Below are 18,343 nucleotides of genomic sequence, written 5' to 3'. Positions count from 1 at the left end.
ATCAGGCCGCCCTTCCCGTCAATCCCGTTGGCTTCACCAAGAGCACCAGCACCATCAGCACGAACACGACGGTGTTGGAGGCCTCGGGGTAGAAATATTTGGTCATGCCCTCGATCACACCGAGCGCAAAGCCGGTGATGATGGAGCCCATGATCGATCCCATGCCGCCAATCACGACCACCGCGAACACCACGATGATCAGGTCGGCGCCCATCAGCGGCCGCACCTGGTTGATCGGCGCCGACAGCACGCCGGCAAGCGCGGCCAGGCCGACACCCAAACCATAGGTCAGCGTGATCATGCGCGGCACGTTGACGCCGAAGGCGCGCACCAGCGTCGGGTTTTCAGTCGCGGCACGCAAATAGGCGCCGAGACGCGTCTTCTCAATCAGGAACCAGGTCGCGATGCAGACCACCAGCGAGAAGATGACGACCCAGCCGCGATAAATGGGCAGGAACATGAAGCCGAGATTCATGCCGCCCTTGAGCTGGTCCGGAATGGCGTAAGGCATGCCAGAGGAGCCGAAATAGTTCTGGAACACGCCCTGCACGATCAGCGCAATGCCGAAGGTCAGGAGCAGGCCGTAGAGATGATCGAGCCCCGTCAGCCATTGCAGCATGGTCCGTTCCAGGATCATGCCGAAGATGCCGACGATGATCGGCGCCAACAGCAACGCCCACCAGTAGTTGATGCCGCCGATGTTCAGCAGGAAGTAGGCGACGAACGCGCCCATCATGTAGAGCGCGCCATGGGCGAAATTGATGATGTTGAGCATGCCGAAGATCACGGCAAGCCCGAGACTGAGCAGCGCGTAGAACGAGCCGTTGATCAGTCCCACCAGTAGCTGAGCGTAAAGAGCCTGCATCGATCCCGCACCCGGTCCCTTCGGCGTTCCCTGAAAGTCGCCCGCAGGCCTGATGGCCTGCGGGCGGTTATCTTACTTCTTCAAGAGCGCGCACTTGCTCTCGGACAGCGGCGTGAAGGCCTGGTCGCCCGGCACCGTGCCGACCAGCTTGTAGAAGTCCCACGGTCCCTTGGACTCGGAGGGCTTCTTCACCTCGAACAGATAGGCATTGTGGATGGTGCGACCGTTGGGCTGGATCTCGCCCTTGCCGAACAGATCGTCTTCCGTCGGCATCGACTTCATCTTCTCGACGACCTTGGCGCCGTCGTGCGGGTTGCCGCCGAGCGCTTCCAGTGCCTTGAAATAGTGACGCACGCCCGCATAGACGCCGGCCTGCACCATGGTCGGCGGCGCGTTGTTCTTCATCTTCTCGGCGAAGCGCTTGGAGAACGCCCGGGTCTGGTCGTTCATGTCCCAGTAGAAGGTCTCGGTGAAGTTGAGGCCTTGAGCGGTCTCGAGCCCGATCGCCTTGACGTCAGTCAGGAACAGCAGCAGCGCCGCGAGCTTCTGGCCGCCCTTGACGATGCCGAACTCGGCCGCCTGCTTGATCGTGTTGGTGGTGTCGCCGCCCGCATTGGCAAGGCCGATGATCTTGGCCTTGGAGGCCTGCGCCTGGAGCAGGAAGGACGAGAAGTCCGGCGTGTTCAGCGGGTGCTTGACGCCGCCGACCACCTTGCCGCCATTGGCCGTAACGACAGCGGTGGTGTCGCGCTCCAGCGCCGCGCCAAAAGCGTAGTCCGCGGTCAGAAAGAACCAGGTGTCGCCGCCAGCCTTCACCAGCGCCTGGCCGGTGGTGTGGGCCAGCATGTAGGTGTCGTAGGTCCAGTGCACCGTGTTGGGCGAGCACTGCGCGTTGGTCAAATCCGAGGTCGCCGCGCCCGAGTTGATGTAGACGCCGTTCTTTTCCTTGACGACGTTGTTGACCGCAAGCGCCACGCCGGAATTCGGCACGTCGACGATGACGTCGACCTTGTCGACGTCAAACCATTGCCGCGCGATCGCGGTGCCGATGTCGGGCTTGTTCTGGTGATCACCCGAGATGATGTCGATCTTCCAGCCCTTCGCAGCCAGGCCGGAATCTTCAATGGCCATCTGCGCGGCGAGCGTCGAGCCCGGTCCGCCGAGGTCGGCATAGAGCCCGGACTGATCGGACAGCGCGCCGATCTTGACGGTCTTGTCCTGAGCGAAGGCTGCACCGGTGGCGGTCACGGCCAGCGCCGTGCCGAGCAGAAACGACGCAATCGACTTTGTCATCATGCTACTTCCCTATGAATCTTTTTGTTGGCAGTTCTAGACGCCGAGATAGGTGTGGAGCTTGTCCATGTTGGCGGCAAGCTCCGCATTGGAAAATCCGTCAATGATCTTGCCGTGCTCGACCACGTAATAGCGGTCGGCGACGGTGGATGCGAACCGGAAGTTCTGCTCGACCAGGAGGATCGTAAAACCCTCCTTCTTGAGCCGCGCGATGGTGTGGCCGATCTGCTGGATGATGACGGGCGCGAGACCCTCGGTCGGCTCGTCCAGCATCAGGAAGTTCGCGCCGGTGCGCAGGATGCGCGCGATCGCAAGCATCTGCTGCTCGCCGCCGGAGAGTTTGGTTCCCTGGCTGTTGAGCCGTTCCTTCAGGTTCGGAAACAGATCGAAGATCTGCTCGAGCGGCAATCCGCCGGGACGCACCACCGGTGGCAACAGCAGGTTCTCGCGGACATCGAGGCTGGAGAAAATTCCGCGCTCTTCCGGGCAGAACGCGATTCCCATCCGCGCGATCTTGTCCGAGGTCGTGCGGATGATGTCCTGGTTGTTGAACTTCACCGAGCCGGTGCGCTTGCCGATGATGCCCATGATCGACTTCAGCGTGGTGGTCTTGCCGGCGCCGTTGCGCCCGAGCAGGGTGACGACCTCGCCTGCGTTCACGTCGAAGTTGATCCCGTGCAGGATGTGGGACTCGCCGTACCAGGCTTCCAGGTTGCGGACCTGGAGGAGGTTGCCGCCGCTCGCAGTCTTTGCGGGAGCGTCCGCCGTTGCCGTCTCAGCCATGACCGGCTCCCAGATAGGCTTCCTTGACGCGTTCGTCCTTGGTCAGCTCGCTGTAATGGCCTTGCGCCAGCACCTGCCCGCGCGTCAACACGGTGATGATGTCGGAGAGATTGGCCACGACGCTCAGGTTATGCTCGACCATCAGGATGGTGTATTTCGCGGAAATGCGCTTGATCAGCGCCGCGATCTTGTCGATGTCCTCGTGGCCCATGCCGGCCATCGGCTCGTCCAGCAGCATCATCTCCGGGTCGAGCGCGAGCGTGGTTGCGATCTCCAGTGCGCGCTTGCGCCCGTAGGGCATCTCGACCGCGGGCGTATTGGAAAACTCGCTGAGGCCGACATCGTTCAACAGCTCGCGCGCGCGATCGTTGAATTGGTTGAGCACGGACTTTGAGCGCCAGAAATCGAAGGAGCTGCCGTGCTGGCGCTGAAGCGCGACGCGGACGTTTTCCAGCGCGGTGAGATGGGGAAATACGGCCGAGATCTGGAACGAGCGAACCAGCCCCAGGCGGGCCACGTCGGCGGGCGCCATCGCGGTGATGTCCTGCCCCTTGTACAGGATTTTTCCGGCAGACGGTTTGAGGAACTTGGTCAAAAGATTGAAACACGTCGTCTTGCCGGCACCGTTCGGGCCGATCAACGCGTGAATGCTCCCACGGCGAACCTTGAGCGCAACGTCGCGGACGGCGAAGAAGCCCGCGAACTCCTTGGTCAAGCCTTCCGTTTCGAGAATGAACTCATCGGCCAAACAGTTTTCCCCCTGCCCGCACAACGCGCGTGGCTATCCTTGTTGCTTCGGCTTTCCGGAGGCCTTGGAGCCACTCCCTGGAGCCCATCCGGAACGCCGCCTCCGGGCGCGGAATATGCCGGAGGTGACGGGGGTTAGGCAAGGCGGAAAGCTGAGCAGGTCAGGCCTCCGGCCGGGAGACTTATGCTCCCTTAGTCGGACGTGTTTTGATGTCGCGCCTGCCCGGCTTCCCGGTTCGCAAAGCGCCGGTCATCAAGCCGTCGTTAACGGTCTTTCGTTCCATGCGCCAGCCTTCATAGAAAATTTTCCCGCAACGAGGATCATGCGCGGGTTTGATGCGTCCGTAATTTCTATTCGCCGGGAATATTGTGTTGGATTTTGCAAGCGCCGCTCCTTCCGTGGTCAAGTCGATCAGGCAGCGTGATCTCCTGAACACGTGGCTGCGGCTCTATGCGCGCGAGCAGACGGCCCCGGCGATTTGGGAGTACCAGCCTGCGCGGCTCGAGGAAGAGCTCTCCGATCTGATCTATTATACGGTGGACATGTCGACGCCGACACCGCGTCTGACCATCCAGAGCGAAGGTACGCGCATCTCGCGCGCCTATGGACACACCGGCAAGGGCGTTCTGCTCGACGACTATATCGGGCCGCGTCTCGTGCCCCTGGTAATGCCGGTCTATCATGAATGCGTGGCGCGCGGGGTGCCAGTCTACAGCGTTGCCGACGTCGATGACATCTACGGCCGTATCGTCGCCTATGAGCGCCTGCTGCTGCCGTTCCAGACCGACGGCAAGGTCTGTCACATCATCGCATCGCTCAAGACCTTCTGCGAGGACGGCGGCTTCGAGATCAAGAATCTGATGCGCGGAAATGACGCGCTGCCGCGCCCGAGATTGCGCGCGGTGATCGACCGCGACCTGTTCCACCGCACCCCAGGCCGCATCGCGCCGGCCGAGTTGGTCGAGTTCGCGGACCAGCAGGGCTCCGGCCTTCCCAGCGAGATCATCGAGCTGAACTAGCGCTCAGCGCGATTTGGCGGCGGCTTCCTTGGTCTTGACTTCCTTGGCATAGATGTCCGGCTTGAAGCCGACCAGCAGCTTGCCACCAAATTCAAGCACCGGCCGCTTGATCATCGATGGTTGCGCTAGCATCAACGCCAGCGCCTTTTTCTCGGAGAGGCCTTCTTTGTCGGCATCGGGCAGCTTCTTGAAGGTCGTCCCGGCGCGATTGAGCAGCGTCTCCCAACCGACCTTGTCGCTCCACTGCTTGAGCTTGTCCTTCTCCACGCCCGCCGTCTTGTAGTCGTGAAACGCGTAGGCGACGCCATGGCTGTCGAGCCAGGCGCGCGCCTTCTTCATGGTGTCGCAGTTCTTGATGCCGTAGATGATGTTGGGCAAAACGTTCCTCGCGCATCCGTCGTGTCGTGATCCCAAGGCGTTGTACGCAACTCCGGTTCGCGCGACAATATTGCGAACGACGCCAGCTCTTCGAACGGACACTCCATGCACATCACCCACGGTCCAGCCGCGACTGCGTCGCCGACCATCGACTTCGACACTTTTCTCGCGGTCGATATCCGCGTCGGCACCATCGTCGATGCGAAGCCGTTCCCGGAGGCGCGCAAGCCGGCCTGGCGGCTGTGGATCGACTTCGGTCCCGCGATCGGTGTGCGCAAGAGTTCGGCGCAGATCACCGAAAACCATCCGCTTGAAACGCTGGTGGGCCAACAGGTGGCCGCGGTCGTGAATTTCCCGCCGCGCCAGATCGGCCCGGTTGTCTCGGAGGTGCTCACCCTCGGTTTCCCCGATACCGACGGCAAGGTCGTGCTGGTGCAGCCGAGCAAGCCCGTGCCGAACGGCGGACGGCTGTTCTAGCACCGCGCGATCAAGGGACGGTTCCAGGCCGCCGGCGGCGTCCCATTAACGGTTCAGCCCTCCTGTTTCCCGACCCGGGGCGTCGGGATTGACCGGGATCCTTTTTGATAATATAAATGACTGACTGATCGTTTTTTATCTCAGCCGCCTTTATCAATTACCTCCTCCGAGGAACGGATAAAACGATCGACCTGTCAGTTATTTATGGATAGCCGGATGCCCAAGATCAGCGACAAGCAACGCGAAAGCCGGCGGCAGCAGATCCTCCAAGCCGCCCTTGCCTGCTTCGCCGAGGACGGCTTTCACCAGACCGGGATGGCCGACATCGTCAAACGGTCGGGGCTGAGCCACGGTGCGGTCTATCTCTACTTCCAGAGCAAGGACGATCTGATCGAGGCACTCGCCGACGACCGGCACCGGCGCGAGGCCGTGCTCAACTCGGTCGCGCAAGGATCGGGCGATCCGATCGAAGGACTTCACGCACTGGTCGGCGTCTACGCGCAATGGCTCACCGACCCCGCCGGCGAAGCGCGCCGCCGTGTCGGTATCCATGGCTGGGCCGAGGCCCTGCGCAACCGACGCGTCCGCACCAGCGTCGTGGAAGGCATCGACATGCCGCGCGCCCTGATCGTCGCACTGGTCGAGCGCGGCCAGCATGACGGCCTCATCAAGCGCGATCTCGGTCCTGAAGCGATCGCGCGCGTGCTGATCGCGATCTTCCAGGGCTTTGTGCTGCAGAAATGCTGGGGCCAGGATTTTGACATCGAGGCCTGCATGGCGGCCGTGACCGGCGTGATCGATGGATTTCGCACCACGAAGGCCGACGTCAAGCGACGGACCAGGAACTGAGCGATGCCGTGGATCCACGACCTGCTCGCAGGCATTGGGGTCGGTCTCATCGGCGGGCTGACATCGGGCTTCATGGGCACGAGTCCCGGAGGCGGTCTCGTGATCTTCAGCGTGCTGCTGCTCGGCGCCGAGCAACACGTCGCCCAGGGCACATCGCTGATCACGCAGGTTCCACCGACGGGACTCGCGGGTGTTCGCCGCTATTGGCAGAACGGCAATCGCAGCCCGTTGCTGTGGATCGTTTGGATCGGCATCGGCTTTCTGTTCGGCGGCGCCGGCGGCGGCTACGCTGCGGCCGCAGTCTCCGACGCGGTGTTGCAATGGACCTACGTCGTCTATCTCGTCGCACTGATCGCTCTCCTGATCCTGCGCCGCGACCGCGAGGACAAAAGCAATGAGACCGGCGACCGAGACGAGCTGCCGTGGCTGCCGCTGCTCCTCATCGGCATGCTTGCCGGATTTTCCTCCGGCTTCATGGGCATCGGCGGCGGGCTGGCGATTACCGTCGGGCTGGCGGCAGGCCTGCGGGTGCCGCAGCATCAGGCGCAGCTCGTCAGCCTCGTCTTCTCGGTCATCCCGACCAATATTCCGGCCGCGTGGATCTATTGGAGCAAGGGGCTCATGGTCGGCTGGCCGGCCATCATCGGCATCCTGGCCGGCCTCTGGGTCGGCACCGATCTCGGTGCACGCGCGGCCAATGGCGTCAGCAAATCGGTACTGCGCCGGGTCATGATCGTCCTCATCCTGCTGATGGCGCTCTACATGACCCACAAGGCGCTAACCTGATCTTACGGCCGCTTCGGAATGTTCAGCCCGCGCTCGACCGCCGGACGCGCCAGCCCGCGTTCGAGCCAGGCGGCGACGGATTTGAACTGGCTGAACTCGACGAGATCGCCGGCGCCGTAGAAGCCGATGAGGTTGCGCACCCAGCCGAGCATGGAGATGTCGGCGATGGTGTAGTCGTCGTCCATGAACCATTGCCGGCCGGCAAGACGCATCTCCATCACCCCGAGCAGCCGCTTGGCCTCGCCCACGTAGCGCTCGAGCGGCCGCTTGTCCTCAAAGTCCTTGCCGGCGAATTTGTGGAAAAAGCCGACCTGGCCGAACATCGGCCCGATACCACCCATCTGGAAATGCAACCACTGGAGGGTCTGGTAGCGGCGCGCGGGATCCTGCGGCAGCAGCTTGCCGGTCTTCTCCGCGAGGTATTGCAGGATCGCCCCGGATTCGAACAGCGGCAGTGGCCTCCCGCCGGGACCGTCGGGATCGAGGATCGCCGGGATCTTGCCATTCGGATTGAGCGAGAGGAATTCCGGTGTCTTCTGGTCGTCCTTGCCGAAATCGACGAGATGGACTTCGTAGGGAAGCCCGATCTCTTCCAGCATGATCGAGACCTTGACGCCGTTCGGCGTCGGCAGCGAATAGAGCTGGAGCAGCTCCGGGTGCTTGGCCGGCCAGCGCTTGGTGATGGGAAAGGCGGACAGATCGGACATCAGGACCCCGGCTTCGTTCATGAGATGCCGCCTAGTTTAGGCAAGCGGACGAACGACGCAAGGTCGAGTGGTCAGATCATTTTCCCGCACAGGTCACAACGGCCGCAGCGAATGGTTGGTGGCGTGCATCACATCGCGCTGCGAGCGTTGCTCGATGAAAAGTTGGCCGGTGACCAGCAGTGCTCCGGTGAAGACGAGCGCAAGCATCGCGGTCGCGAATTGACTGCCATCCCTCATCGGACGAGCTTCTCCGTGTTCGGTTCGCACGAGGAACGCAGGCCAGCCGTCGTCTGTTCCTGCAAGCTTCAAATAAATTGCAGCTTTTTCCCGGCCCCTCGCACGCCGACAGCCTCAATAATTGATCTCCATCCGCAAGCCCCTCGGGTCGGTCTCCTCTCCGCCGAACCTCTGCGTGCTGTCGCGTGCCGCGATGGCGCAGGCACAGGCGTCGATGAGATCGTTACGGCCGATGCCGGTGCCGTGTCGTTGAGTCAGCCATTTCGGCAAACGCGCGAAGCCGCGCTGCTCCAGGAGTGCGATGCGCTGCTCGCGGCCCTCTGCCGAGGCCTTCTTTGCGAGCCGGGCCCGCCCAGCCAGATTCCAAAAAATCAATTCCGGATGCGCTTCGCCGATGGTCGCCTGCCGCTCCGGCGTCATGATCTCGTCGACGTCCCTGATCTTGTCCCTGATGTTCCAGAGCTGCGCCGACACGCCCCTGCCCTTGCCCTCGCGCTCCCAGTAGTGCCGGTTAGCTGCAGCCATATCGGCAAATCGCCAGAGGTCACGGCGCGCGCCGAGAAACACGGCGGGACCAACCAGCTCGCGCGCCCGCAAATCGCAGATGCGGTATCCGCTCCATTTCAATCCGATCGGCATGTCGATCATCGCGCGTGCATGCGGCAGCGCGAGCAGCCGCGCGAGACCCGGCGAATAGTCGAACCCGTGATCGCCGCGGTGGTCGATCCAGGCGGCGACCCAGCCGAAGCGAAATCCGTCAAGGCCGAGATAGTTTGGCAATTTCCTGATCCCCGACGGACATCTGCCCGCTCCTTTATCCGGGTTCCTCGCCCCGATGTCGCTCGAACAGGCGCTGCGCCAACAACGCATGGCCGAGCGTGCTGCCGGCGCGAACCGCCGCCGCAATCAGCGCGGCTTCCGCGATTTCTTCGCGCGTTACACCGGCCTTCACCGCTTGCGCCGTGTGCACATCGAGGCAATAGGCGCATTGCGTGGTGAGCGCGACCGCGAGCGAGATCAGCTCGCGATATTTTGGCGGAATCAATCCGTCCTTGCGCTCGACCGCGTGCTTGAACGCAAGGAACGCGTTGGCCTCGACCGGCGCGAGCGCCACGAAGCCTGGGATGGATTTCAGATCGTCAGGGCTTTGATAATCGCTCATGGCTCATCTCGTCAGGTATTCGCGCATCAGAGCGCGGGCGCGATGCAGGCGTGCTTTCACGGTCTGCCGGGTCGCACCGAGTGCGACGGCGATTTCGTCGATGGTCATTTCCTTGACGTCGCGCATCAGCGCGACGTCGCGGTAGTGCGGCGGCAGCGCCTCGAAGGCCGCCGCGACGTCGAGCCGCAAATCGGCCTCAGGACGCGACAACAGCAGCGCCTCCGCCTCTGCGTCGTCGATCGCCGGCGCAAGGCCCGCCTTGCGGGCGAGCCGCAGGCATTCGCGGCGGACCACACTGAACAGCCAGGCCGAAAATGCCAGCCACGAGCGGATGGTGCCGACATGGCGAAACAGGATCCACAGCGCCTCCTGCATCGCATCCTCGGCATCCGCCGAGCTGCGACAGGTGGCGCGGGCGTAGCGGCGGATGTTCGGCTGCGCCATCTCGAGCAGAGACGCGATCGCCTGGGGATCGCCAAGGCGTGCGGCCTCGAACAGGTCCGGCGAGATCACAGCGGCGCTCACGACACGCCTCCCCTTCCGATACCGGCCATCGCGCACATCGGACAATAGCCGACGAGGCCGGTCAGTGCGAAGCCGGCGCCGCCGAGCGCAACCAGCCACGCCGCGGCGCCGGTAAGATACACGAATGCCGCGACGGCCACCGCGACGCCCAAGGCGATCCGCACGGCCTGATGCAGGCCCCCGATGTTCTTCCTGTAAAATGCCATCACATCCTCCGACATAAGCCGAAGCAAAATGCCTCGACCGTCAAGAGAGGGCGCGACGACCGGAAAGGATTCGCGGCAACATGCAGTTTTTTTCGCGATCAGCCTCCGACGGCCTGATAGGCCAGACGCTTGAATTCGAAGAAAAACGGATTCCAGAAGCCCATGTAGCGCTGCGCCATCAGCACGCCGGCGGTATTGGCCTGCGGGCAGATCCACCAATGGGTGCCGGCAAGGCCGCCCCACTGGAATTCGCCGGTCGAATTCGGGGGATCGAACGGCGTCGGCGCGAAGGTGACGGCGCCGCCGAGGCCAAAGCCCTTGCCGGGGATCGGGCCGAGATTGGCGAAGCGGATGTTCTCGCCGGCGGGCAACTGGTTCGTCATCATCAACCGCAGCGTCTCCGGCTTCAGCAGAGCATCCGAGCCGGGGAGCAGCGCCCGTACCAAAGCAAGCATGTCGGGCAAGGTCGAGACCAGTCCGCCGCCACCCGACAGCCGCGGGAATTGCCGCCGATAGGCCTGCGGATAAGGCAGGTCGTCGGCCCGCGTGAGCCCGGGCTTCATGGGATCGAGCACATCCGTGCCGTTGTAGAGCGCGACCAGCCTGCCCTGCTGCGCGTCCGGCACTTGGAAGCCGGTGTCGGTCATGCCGAGCGGCTCGAAGATGCGCGTCTTGAGGACGGCGTCGAGCGGCTTGCCGGAGACGACCTCCACGACACGCCCAAGCACGTCGGTCGCAACCGAATATTCCCAGGCCGTGCCGGGATGAAAGGACAGCGGCAGACCGGCGAGCTGGTCGATCATGCCGGTCAGCGGCGTCAACGGATTGAGAACGCGCGCCTCGTTATAGGCTTTGAACAGCACCGTACCGGGATCGAAGACGCCGTAGCTGAGGCCGGAGGTGTGAGTCAGAAGCTGCCGGATCGTGATCGGGCTCTTCGCCGGTTCGACGTCGGCAAGGCTCAAAGCGCCCGGCTTCAGAACCTTGCGATTGCCGAGTTGCGGCAGGAATTTCTCGACAACGTCATCGAGCCCGATGCGGCCTTCCTCGACCAGCAGCATGATCGCGCAGGTGACGAAGATCTTGGTATTGGAGAACGCACGAAAAATGTGATCGGGCCGCAGCGCGGTGCTCGCCTCGCGATCGGCGAAACCGACGCATTGCTGATCGACGACCTCGCGGCCCCGCAGCACCGCCCAGGATGCACCCGGAATGATCTCCTGATCGACGTAACGCTGCATTGCCGTCCGCGTGGCGGAAAAATCAGGTGTTCTGGCGTCCATGTGCTTCCCCCAATGATGGTTGGGATCGATATAGCGTGAATTCGCCGGATATGAAGCCTGACCGGACGGCGCGGCTCATTCCTGCTTCATGAACGCAGTGACGTGCAGGCGGCGCCGAATCCACATCCCCTGCCGCTGGTACAGCGCGATGGCCGATGAGTTGCTCGAGAACACGTGCAGGAACGGAATTTCGCCGCGCGCCTCGATCTGGCGCGCGACCGCCGCCAGCAGCGCCTGCGCGTAGCCCCGGCCGCGATGGTCGGGGTGGACGCAGACTGCCGTCATCTCGACGAAATTGCCCGGCTTCATGCGCTCGCCGGCCATTGCGACCAATTCGCCGCCGGCGCGGATGCCGAGAAACGTCCCGAGTTCGTGCGTGCGCCGCGCGAATGGACCGGGCTTCGTCAACTCCGTCAGCGCCAACATGGCGGGAACGTCGGCGGCACCCAGCCGGACAATCTCGGCATCGCGAAGCGGACTGTCGGCCGGAGAGCCGATCATCTGCTCGCCGGTCTCGGCAAGGACGACCTTGAAGCCGGCGGGAACGTCGACGGCCTCCGGCGTGAACAGCGCGGCGACCTGCGAGCCCGACAGGAGATCACGAAGCGCGGCAAAGCTCGCCTCGGACATGTCGACCATGTCGGCAAAGGGCGTCATGTCCACCGGATAGCGCAACGCTCGCGGGCCACCCTCGGCCAGATGTTTGTGGCTGGTCGTCAGCGCGCTCCAGATCGGGCGATCCAGCAGCGTCAGGTCACCGGCGGACACCGTCTCACTCCTTCTCGAAGCTGACGATGACGGCGGCATTGGCGATGAGGATAGGATCGTTGCCCTGTTCGGGGGCCGAGGGAATCTCTAGCCCGCCCTTCACCGCGTTGACGGTGACAGTGCCGTAAGGCAGCTCCTTCGCGACCGCGTCCTTGTCGACGGCTTCGGGATTCGGCACCGCAATCGTGACGTCCACGAACATGTCGTTCGCAGTCTTGTCGATCATCCGGAAGAAGCCGAGGCTCGAATGCCTGATGGCATCAGACACGGCACGCTTCGCCGCCTTGGTGGCGTCCCTGCCGTGGACGTCGACGCCCATGCCCATCTCGGTGATACAGCGAACGCGAGCCATGTTCTTATTCCTGTGGTTGATTGGATGATATGGACGCGACTTGTTATCGTATTCAGGCCGGCCCGCATACTCCGTCATTGCGAGGAGCAAAGCGACCAAACAATCCAGGCCGCCCCCGCGGAGACAACCTGGATTGCTTCGCTTCGCTCGCAATGACGCGGGGGCAGCAGCATCGCACAAACTCACGCCTTCGACTTCTCCCTCGCCCGCAGCTCCTCAACGAGCACCCGCACATTCTCCGAATAATCGATCGGGATCACGACCAGATGCACGCCGCCCTCCTTGAAGGCGGCATCCAAGGTCGGGCCAAAGCTGTCGATGCTCTCGATGCGATGTCCTTTCGCTCCATAAACCCTCGCGTACAGGACGAAATCGGGATTGCCAAAGGTCATGCCGAAATCGGCGAAGTGATCGACGGCCTGCTTCCAGCGGATCATGCCGTAGGCGTTGTCCTCGAGCACCAGCACGACGAGATTGAGCTTGAGGCGGACGGCGGTCTCCATCTCCTGGCTGTTCATCATGAAGCCGCCGTCGCCGGCGACCGCGAGCACGCGGCGCTCCGGATAGAGCATCGCGGCCATCATCGCCGACGGCAGCCCGGCGCCCATCGTCGCCAGCGCATTGTCGAGCAGCAGCGTGTTGGCGACGCGGGTGCGGTAGTTGCGCGCGAACCAGATCTTGTACATGCCGTTGTCGAGCGCGACGATGCCGTTCTCCGGAATGACCTGCCGAATGTCGTGCACGATGCGTTGCGGCGTCGGCGGCCAGCGCGCTTCTGTGGCGCGGTCGGCGATCTGCGTAAGGATCTTTTCGCGCAGTGGCAGCAGCGCGGCGGCTTGCGGCAGCTTACCTTCGAGCCGGTCGGCGAGCAGCTCCAGGCTGGGGCCGACGTCGCCGACGACTTCCGCATCGGGAAAATAGACCAGCTCGACGCTGGCCGGTGTGTAGCTGACGTGAATCACCTTGGGGCCCGATGGTCCCATGATAAAGGGCGGCTTCTCGATCGGGTCGTGACCGATCGCGACGATCAGATCGGCGGAGTCGATCGCGTCATGAACGTAGTCGCGCTCGGACAGCGCGGCGGTGCCCATGTAGAGATTGGTGCCGCCGGGCACCGTGCCCTTGCCCATCTGCGTGGTGAAGAAGGGAATGCCGGTCCGCCGCACGAAGCTGGCGATGCCGTGTGTCGCGCGCGGCCGGCTGGTCGCAGCGCCCATCATCACCAGCGGATGCTTCGCGGCCAAAATCATCTCGGCGGCGCGGTCGAGCGCGGCGCGATGGGCGACCGGAATCTCGATCGGATGAACCGGGATCACCGGGACCTCAGGCACTTCATCGCCTGCGATATCTTCGGGCAGTTCGAGATGCACGGGCCCCGGCCGCTCCTCCATCGCCACGCGAAACGCATCGCGGACCACGGTTGGGATGCTGGAGGCGCTGATGATCTGCCGCGACAATTTCGTCAACGGCTTCATGGTGGCGACCACATCGACGATCTGGAAACGCGCCTGCCGGCTGCTCATGATCGGCTTCTGGCCGGTGATCAAGATCATCGGCATCGCACCAAGATGCGCATATGCCGCGCCCGTCGACAGATTGAGCGCGCCCGGGCCGAGCGTCGAAAGACAAACTCCGGGCTTGCCGGTCAGCCGCCCATGCGTCGCGGCCATGAAGGCGGCTGCCTGCTCGTGACGGGTCAGGATCAGTTCGATTTTGGAGGTGCGCAACGATTCCACCAGATCGAGATTCTCCTCGCCGGGCACGCCGAAGATGCGGTCGACGCCTTCGTTCTCCAGCGCCGCGACGAACAGGTCGGATCCTTTTGCTTTGCGTTCCTGCCCACTCATGTCGCCTCCCGGTCACAATGTCGGCTCCCGTGTTCCACGGCAGCCGGCACATGGTAACGGTCCGCGGCGCGGGCACAACTCACAAAGAGGCGCGCAACCGCACCATCCTCGTGGCGACAACGCTCGTCCCTCTCGTGTCCTTGCCGCGTGCGCTGTGCTATCGCTCGGGCGATGACTCCCAATACCTTCGAAACCCGCTGCCTGCGCCTGCCCGCCGTCACCAAGGTGGTGCAGTGGGAGGGCACCTCCGTGTTCAAGGTCGGCGGCAAGATGTTCGCACTCGGCGGCGGCTTTGCCGCGTGCTCCGGCGGCTACATGTTCAAGGTCTCGAACATGGCCTATGCCATGCTGATTGAGCACGGCCTTGCGCGGCCGGCGCCCTATCTGGCGCGCGCCAAGTGGGTGCAGCTCGTCGGCAACAACGCGCTATCAGACGCCGAGCTCACGAGCTATCTGGCGCAGGCGCACGCGCTGGTCGCGGCGAAACTCACGCGGAAGTCCCGCAAGGCGCTGGGCCTCGAGTGAAGTGCAGCCGGTGCCGAAGCGAAAGCCTGCGCTGATTGACATCGATGATATGCCTGACTAAAGTCAGATATATCATGCTCGACCCTGTTTCCCGCGTCCGCCGCTTCAACCGTGCCGTCACGTCCGCTGTCGGTGCGCTCGACACGTCATTCCTGGGGCGCGGGCGGCCATTGGGGGCGGCGCGCGTGCTCAACGCGATCGGGCATGGACGTTCGGACGTGGCCGAGATCCGCGACTATCTCGGCCTCGATTCCGGCCTGATGAGCCGCCTGCTCCGCAGCCTCGAGGACGAGGGGCTGGTCGAGACCATTGCGCATGAGGAAGATGCGCGCCGCCGCGTGGTATCGTTGACTCGTGCGGGCCGGCGCGAGTTCGCGGCCTATGAAGCGCTGTCGAACACGCAGGCCGAGGGCTTCCTTGCCCAGCATTCACAACGCGAGGCGCTGCTGGCGGCGATGGATTTGATTGCTTCCGCATTGACGCGCGAGCGCGTCACGCTGGACGAGATAGATCCGCGGAGCGAACAGGCCCGTTATTGCCTCGGCGAATATTATGGCGAGCTCGGCCGCCGCTTCAAGCAGGGCTTTGACGTCTCGCTGTCGCGCGATCCTGACGCCAAGGATATGCGCCGCCCGCGCGGCACGTTCATCGTCGCGATGTCGGACACGCTGCCGGTCGGCTGCGTCGGGCTGAAAGGCACGGATCACGGCTATGCCGAGATCAAGCGTCTGTGGGTCGCACCGGCGGCGCGCGGATTGCGGCTCGGCCGGCGCCTGATGGACGCGAGCGAGGATGTCGCGCGCGGGCTCGGCATCAAGCTGCTGCGGCTCGACACCAACAGCGCGCTGGCGGAGGCCGGCCAGCTCTACCGAAGAAGCGGCTGGAGCGAGATCCCCCGCTTCAATGACGATCCCTACCCGGACCTGTTCTTCGAAAAACGTCTGTGAGCGCGGGCGCCGATCGCCCCGTTGCCGCGTTATGGCCGGAGCCGCAGGAGCAACGCCATGACCAGGTCCGACCTCGCCGACATCTACCGCAATTACATCGCCTGCCTGAACCGGCAGGATTGGCCCGCGCTCGGACAATTCGTTCACGATGACGTCGTCCACAATGCGCGACCGTTCGGATTGTCCGGCTATCGTGCCATGCTGGAGCAGGATTTTCGCTCAATTCCCGATCTGCATTTCAACATCGAGCTGCTGGTCTGCGATCCGCCCCAAATCGCCTCCCGGCTGACGTTCGATTGCACGCCGGCTGGAACGTTTCTGGGGCTGGATGTGAACGGCAGGCGCGTGTCCTTCTGCGAAAACGTGTTCTATCAATTTCGCGACGGAAAAATACGGCACGTGTGGTCCATCGTCGACAAGCCCGCGATCGAGGCGCAGCTCTAGCGCTGCGCCTCGATGAACCTGCTTACGCCGCCGCCGGCGCCAACTCCGCTCGCGGCTTCGGGAACGGCTTGAAATTCATCGCCATCAGGAAGGCGCCGAGGCCCATCGCCCAGGAGGCGATATAGAGCCAGGCGTAGCTCGAGAACGCATCGTAGATCAGGCCGCCGGCGAGCGGGCCCGTGGCCATGCCGAGACTGCCGGCCATCGCGGTGCCGCCGATCACCGTGCCCATCATCTTGAGCGGGAAGTTCTCGCGGATCAGCACCGCGTAGAGCGGCATGGTGCCGGCATAGATGAAGCCGAAGACGGCCCCGACGGCGTAGAATGTCGTGAGCTGGTGCGCGAAGACATAACCCAGCGCGCCGAACGCCTGCAACAGCAGGCCCGAGACGAGCACGCGCTTGGCGCCGAAGCGGTCACCCATCAGGCCGAAAGCGATGCGCCCGCCGAGGCCGGCAAAGCCCTCGATGCTGTAGATCGTCACCGCCGCAACCAGCGGGATGCCGCAGCTCACGGCATAGGAGACGGTGTGAATGATCGGGCCGGAATGGGTGGCGCAGCAGAAGAAGTTAGTGGCGAGCAGGATCAGGAATTGCGGCGAGCGCAGCGCCTCCCCCATCGACATCTCGCCTTGCCCGGCGCCCTCGCCCGCAGGCGCGGCCACGGCGTGCGCGAGCGCCGGCGGGCGGCGCACCAGGAACGAGACCGGGATCATGATGGCGCCAACCACCAGCGCTACGATCTGCATCGCGGTGCGCCAGTCATGGTTGGAGACGAGCCAGGCCGCGAGCGGCGCCATCGTCATCGGCGCCATGCCCATGCCGGCCGACACCAGCGAGACCGCGAGGCTGCGATGGGTGTCGAACCAGCCGGTCACGGTCGCCATCATCGGCGCGAAGATCGCCGCACAGGACGCCCCGACCAGAAGGCCGAAGACGAACTGAAACGCCAGCAGCGAGGTGGCGTGGCTCGCCGCGAACAGGCTCACGGTCAGCACCGTCGATCCCGTCAGCACCACCGGCCGCGGCCCGAACCGGTCCGTCAACGTGCCCCAGGCCATGCTGGTGAAGGCCATCGCCAGAAAGCCGATCGTCATCGCGCTGGAGATGCCGGTCACCGACCAGCCGGTGTCCTTCGCGATCGGCTGCAGGAACACCGGCAGCGAAAACATGCCGCCGATGGCGACGCAGCCGAGCAAGCCGCCCGCGGCGACGATCACCCAGCGATAGGAGGAAGAGTTCATTTTTGGTCTCCCGTCAGGTCTGTCTGGGTGGAAGACGAATGGGAACATGGTGGACCGACAGGCCGACGCAAGTTTTTGCGGCAGGCTTTTGTGACCTGCCAAACAAAAACGGCGAAAACAACCCCATGCACAGTAGCCGGGCGCTTTGGTATCAAGGACTTACAGCGCAGCCCTTTGCCGTGCGAGGAACCGCCGTTTGACTCGTCGGGCAAAACACCTGCATCATGGCATCATCCCGCCGCTATCGATCTCGTCCCCTCGCGAACAGGCTTCAAGCAGCCACGCCGCGCCGCCACTCGCCGACCGTGAGCCAGACCGCAGAGACCAGGAAGTAGAGCGCACCGACGGCGGCATAGCCCGCGACATTCGCGATCGACGGAACCGCGGGCATCGTGGCCTGAAAGATGAAGAAACCGCCCGCAAGCGCCGACTGGCCACCACTGAGCACCATGGCCCATTGAGCGCCAAAACTCCGCCAGCGGCGGATGGCCGTCCCCAACTGCAGCAGTCCGGACAGAATTGCCCATGCCCCGAAGATACCGAGCACCCGGTTCATGCTCATCTGCAAGGTCACAAGCACCGCTACGGTGGTCGCCAGGCTGACGACAACGTTCAGAGCCTGCGTGCGGCTTTGAGCGAGCCTGCCGCTGCGAACCGCGTCCGCGAAATTGGCGGCGGCGTCCCATGCGGGATAGAGGACGAGCAAGGCGCCGGCGATCACTGGAGAAGAAGCCGCGGCGGCAAACGCAGCAGCGACCCAGGCAATCGAGAATGCCGCCCGCACGAAGTAGTATTGCTTCAGCCATCGCTCGCGGTCGGTATGAACCGGATCCAATTGATATCGCGCCATTGCAGTCTCTCCTATACCTACTAGTTGGTAGTTTTCTTACACATAGCGA

General features: G+C 63.6%; 24 protein-coding genes. 7 read left to right on the top strand and 17 right to left on the bottom strand.

From position 1 onward, the window contains the following. Position 1: 1 nt before the first annotated feature. The 4 genes from ABIB90_RS26950 to ABIB90_RS26935 form a co-directional block, all read right to left on the bottom strand. Positions 2-865, bottom strand: a complete 864-nt coding sequence (locus ABIB90_RS26950) for a branched-chain amino acid ABC transporter permease (protein ID WP_007609236.1) — start codon at positions 863-865, stop codon at positions 2-4. Between the two features lie 72 nt (positions 866-937). Further along, entirely contained in the window at positions 938-2,161 is a 1,224-nt protein-coding gene (locus ABIB90_RS26945) for an ABC transporter substrate-binding protein (protein ID WP_007592089.1), read from the bottom strand. A gap of 33 nt (positions 2,162-2,194) precedes the next feature. Continuing rightward, positions 2,195-2,941, bottom strand: coding sequence for an ABC transporter ATP-binding protein (locus ABIB90_RS26940; RefSeq protein ID WP_007592091.1), 747 nt, complete (start codon positions 2,939-2,941; stop codon positions 2,195-2,197). Continuing rightward, a complete protein-coding gene (locus ABIB90_RS26935) occupies positions 2,934-3,689 on the bottom strand; it encodes an ABC transporter ATP-binding protein (RefSeq protein WP_018459153.1) in 756 nt (251 codons plus the stop codon). Before ABIB90_RS26935 ends, ABIB90_RS26940 begins: the two co-directional genes overlap by 8 nt. A gap of 371 nt (positions 3,690-4,060) precedes the next feature. Between ABIB90_RS26935 and ABIB90_RS26930 the strand changes: the two genes are divergently transcribed. After that, positions 4,061-4,708: a hypothetical protein gene (locus tag ABIB90_RS26930; RefSeq protein WP_088941288.1), complete on the top strand. Its 648-nt coding sequence runs from the start codon at positions 4,061-4,063 to the stop codon at positions 4,706-4,708. A 3-nt stretch (positions 4,709-4,711) separates the two neighbouring features. On the opposite strand, the gene ABIB90_RS26925 is transcribed toward ABIB90_RS26930, so the two are convergent. Then, a complete protein-coding gene (locus ABIB90_RS26925) occupies positions 4,712-5,086 on the bottom strand; it encodes an ArsC family reductase (RefSeq protein WP_354163830.1) in 375 nt (124 codons plus the stop codon). A gap of 105 nt (positions 5,087-5,191) precedes the next feature. Between ABIB90_RS26925 and ABIB90_RS26920 the strand changes: the two genes are divergently transcribed. From ABIB90_RS26920 to ABIB90_RS26910, 3 genes are all read left to right on the top strand, one after another. Further along, positions 5,192-5,563: a tRNA-binding protein gene (locus tag ABIB90_RS26920; protein ID WP_354163832.1), complete on the top strand. Its 372-nt coding sequence runs from the start codon at positions 5,192-5,194 to the stop codon at positions 5,561-5,563. Positions 5,564-5,779: 216 nt separating this feature from the next. Further along, on the top strand, positions 5,780-6,412 hold the full coding sequence (locus ABIB90_RS26915) for a TetR/AcrR family transcriptional regulator (RefSeq protein ID WP_354163834.1): 633 nt from the start codon (positions 5,780-5,782) through the stop codon (positions 6,410-6,412). A gap of 3 nt (positions 6,413-6,415) precedes the next feature. Further along, positions 6,416-7,198 (top strand): sulfite exporter TauE/SafE family protein, encoded by a 783-nt coding sequence (locus ABIB90_RS26910; protein ID WP_354163836.1) that lies wholly within the window; start codon positions 6,416-6,418, stop codon positions 7,196-7,198. Between the two features lie 2 nt (positions 7,199-7,200). Here the strand turns inward: ABIB90_RS26910 and ABIB90_RS26905 are convergent, their stop codons facing one another. The 10 genes from ABIB90_RS26905 to ABIB90_RS26860 form a co-directional block, all read right to left on the bottom strand. After that, positions 7,201-7,905 (bottom strand): glutathione S-transferase family protein, encoded by a 705-nt coding sequence (locus tag ABIB90_RS26905; protein WP_354163921.1) that lies wholly within the window; start codon positions 7,903-7,905, stop codon positions 7,201-7,203. Between the two features lie 93 nt (positions 7,906-7,998). Then, positions 7,999-8,142, bottom strand: a complete 144-nt coding sequence (locus tag ABIB90_RS26900; protein ID WP_354163838.1) for a hypothetical protein — start codon at positions 8,140-8,142, stop codon at positions 7,999-8,001. Positions 8,143-8,256: 114 nt separating this feature from the next. Next, positions 8,257-8,922 (bottom strand): DUF429 domain-containing protein, encoded by a 666-nt coding sequence (locus ABIB90_RS26895; RefSeq protein WP_354163840.1) that lies wholly within the window; start codon positions 8,920-8,922, stop codon positions 8,257-8,259. A gap of 34 nt (positions 8,923-8,956) precedes the next feature. After that, on the bottom strand, positions 8,957-9,304 hold the full coding sequence (locus tag ABIB90_RS26890; protein WP_354163842.1) for a carboxymuconolactone decarboxylase family protein: 348 nt from the start codon (positions 9,302-9,304) through the stop codon (positions 8,957-8,959). Positions 9,305-9,307: 3 nt separating this feature from the next. Beyond that, positions 9,308-9,829: an RNA polymerase sigma factor gene (locus ABIB90_RS26885; RefSeq protein ID WP_354163844.1), complete on the bottom strand. Its 522-nt coding sequence runs from the start codon at positions 9,827-9,829 to the stop codon at positions 9,308-9,310. Beyond that, positions 9,826-10,035, bottom strand: coding sequence for a YgaP family membrane protein (locus ABIB90_RS26880; protein WP_027517471.1), 210 nt, complete (start codon positions 10,033-10,035; stop codon positions 9,826-9,828). Before ABIB90_RS26880 ends, ABIB90_RS26885 begins: the two co-directional genes overlap by 4 nt. Positions 10,036-10,133: 98 nt before the next feature. Then, entirely contained in the window at positions 10,134-11,318 is a 1,185-nt protein-coding gene (locus ABIB90_RS26875) for a serine hydrolase domain-containing protein (protein ID WP_354163847.1), read from the bottom strand. Positions 11,319-11,393: 75 nt separating this feature from the next. Next, the gene (locus ABIB90_RS26870; RefSeq protein WP_354163849.1) at positions 11,394-12,086 is read right to left on the bottom strand and encodes a GNAT family N-acetyltransferase; all 693 of its coding nucleotides are present in this window, start codon (positions 12,084-12,086) and stop codon (positions 11,394-11,396) included. 4 nt (positions 12,087-12,090) lie between these two features. Further along, complete coding sequence (locus ABIB90_RS26865) at positions 12,091-12,438, bottom strand: Lin0512 family protein (RefSeq protein ID WP_007592122.1); 348 nt, start codon at positions 12,436-12,438, stop codon at positions 12,091-12,093. Positions 12,439-12,620: 182 nt separating this feature from the next. Continuing rightward, entirely contained in the window at positions 12,621-14,285 is a 1,665-nt protein-coding gene (locus ABIB90_RS26860) for an acetolactate synthase large subunit (protein WP_354163851.1), read from the bottom strand. Between the two features lie 171 nt (positions 14,286-14,456). Between ABIB90_RS26860 and ABIB90_RS26855 the strand changes: the two genes are divergently transcribed. The 3 genes from ABIB90_RS26855 (at position 14,457) to ABIB90_RS26845 (ending at position 16,201) form a co-directional block, all read left to right on the top strand. Continuing rightward, positions 14,457-14,810 carry an MmcQ/YjbR family DNA-binding protein gene (locus tag ABIB90_RS26855; protein ID WP_354163853.1) on the top strand — a complete coding sequence of 118 codons (354 nt, stop codon included), beginning with the start codon at positions 14,457-14,459 and terminating at the stop codon, positions 14,808-14,810. A 74-nt stretch (positions 14,811-14,884) separates the two neighbouring features. After that, positions 14,885-15,757: a bifunctional helix-turn-helix transcriptional regulator/GNAT family N-acetyltransferase gene (locus ABIB90_RS26850; RefSeq protein WP_354163855.1), complete on the top strand. Its 873-nt coding sequence runs from the start codon at positions 14,885-14,887 to the stop codon at positions 15,755-15,757. A gap of 57 nt (positions 15,758-15,814) precedes the next feature. Then, positions 15,815-16,201, top strand: coding sequence for an ester cyclase (locus tag ABIB90_RS26845; protein ID WP_354163857.1), 387 nt, complete (start codon positions 15,815-15,817; stop codon positions 16,199-16,201). Between the two features lie 22 nt (positions 16,202-16,223). Here the strand turns inward: ABIB90_RS26845 and ABIB90_RS26840 are convergent, their stop codons facing one another. Both ABIB90_RS26840 and ABIB90_RS26835 read right to left on the bottom strand, forming a co-directional pair. Then, positions 16,224-17,444 carry an MFS transporter gene (locus ABIB90_RS26840; protein WP_354127948.1) on the bottom strand — a complete coding sequence of 407 codons (1,221 nt, stop codon included), beginning with the start codon at positions 17,442-17,444 and terminating at the stop codon, positions 16,224-16,226. A gap of 271 nt (positions 17,445-17,715) precedes the next feature. After that, positions 17,716-18,294, bottom strand: a complete 579-nt coding sequence (locus ABIB90_RS26835) for a DUF308 domain-containing protein (protein WP_354163860.1) — start codon at positions 18,292-18,294, stop codon at positions 17,716-17,718. Between the last annotated feature and the right edge of the window lie 49 nt (positions 18,295-18,343).

It is taken from the genome of Bradyrhizobium sp. JR4.1 (assembly GCF_040548605.1).
GTDB classification, from domain to species: domain Bacteria; phylum Pseudomonadota; class Alphaproteobacteria; order Rhizobiales; family Xanthobacteraceae; genus Bradyrhizobium; species Bradyrhizobium canariense.
This window is presented reverse-complemented; position numbering and strand designations above follow the sequence as displayed.

Excerpts from the sequence above, each read along its gene's own strand:
- ABIB90_RS26950 (WP_007609236.1), bottom strand. The coding sequence starts at position 865 with ATGCAGGCTCTTTACGCTCAGCTACTGGTGGGACTGATCAACGGCTCG.
- ABIB90_RS26945 (WP_007592089.1), bottom strand. The coding sequence starts at position 2,161 with ATGATGACAAAGTCGATTGCGTCGTTTCTGCTCGGCACGGCGCTGGCC.
- ABIB90_RS26940 (WP_007592091.1), bottom strand. The coding sequence starts at position 2,941 with ATGGCTGAGACGGCAACGGCGGACGCTCCCGCAAAGACTGCGAGCGGC.
- ABIB90_RS26920 (WP_354163832.1), top strand. The coding sequence starts at position 5,192 with ATGCACATCACCCACGGTCCAGCCGCGACTGCGTCGCCGACCATCGAC.
- ABIB90_RS26915 (WP_354163834.1), top strand. The coding sequence starts at position 5,780 with ATGCCCAAGATCAGCGACAAGCAACGCGAAAGCCGGCGGCAGCAGATC.
- ABIB90_RS26910 (WP_354163836.1), top strand. The coding sequence starts at position 6,416 with ATGCCGTGGATCCACGACCTGCTCGCAGGCATTGGGGTCGGTCTCATC.
- ABIB90_RS26905 (WP_354163921.1), bottom strand. The coding sequence starts at position 7,905 with ATGTCCGATCTGTCCGCCTTTCCCATCACCAAGCGCTGGCCGGCCAAG.
- ABIB90_RS26900 (WP_354163838.1), bottom strand. The coding sequence starts at position 8,142 with ATGAGGGATGGCAGTCAATTCGCGACCGCGATGCTTGCGCTCGTCTTC.
- ABIB90_RS26890 (WP_354163842.1), bottom strand. The coding sequence starts at position 9,304 with ATGAGCGATTATCAAAGCCCTGACGATCTGAAATCCATCCCAGGCTTC.
- ABIB90_RS26880 (WP_027517471.1), bottom strand. The coding sequence starts at position 10,035 with ATGGCATTTTACAGGAAGAACATCGGGGGCCTGCATCAGGCCGTGCGG.
- ABIB90_RS26875 (WP_354163847.1), bottom strand. The coding sequence starts at position 11,318 with ATGGACGCCAGAACACCTGATTTTTCCGCCACGCGGACGGCAATGCAG.
- ABIB90_RS26865 (WP_007592122.1), bottom strand. The coding sequence starts at position 12,438 with ATGGCTCGCGTTCGCTGTATCACCGAGATGGGCATGGGCGTCGACGTC.
- ABIB90_RS26860 (WP_354163851.1), bottom strand. The coding sequence starts at position 14,285 with ATGAGTGGGCAGGAACGCAAAGCAAAAGGATCCGACCTGTTCGTCGCG.
- ABIB90_RS26855 (WP_354163853.1), top strand. The coding sequence starts at position 14,457 with ATGACTCCCAATACCTTCGAAACCCGCTGCCTGCGCCTGCCCGCCGTC.
- ABIB90_RS26850 (WP_354163855.1), top strand. The coding sequence starts at position 14,885 with ATGCTCGACCCTGTTTCCCGCGTCCGCCGCTTCAACCGTGCCGTCACG.
- ABIB90_RS26845 (WP_354163857.1), top strand. The coding sequence starts at position 15,815 with ATGACCAGGTCCGACCTCGCCGACATCTACCGCAATTACATCGCCTGC.
- ABIB90_RS26840 (WP_354127948.1), bottom strand. The coding sequence starts at position 17,444 with ATGAACTCTTCCTCCTATCGCTGGGTGATCGTCGCCGCGGGCGGCTTG.
- ABIB90_RS26835 (WP_354163860.1), bottom strand. The coding sequence starts at position 18,294 with ATGGCGCGATATCAATTGGATCCGGTTCATACCGACCGCGAGCGATGG.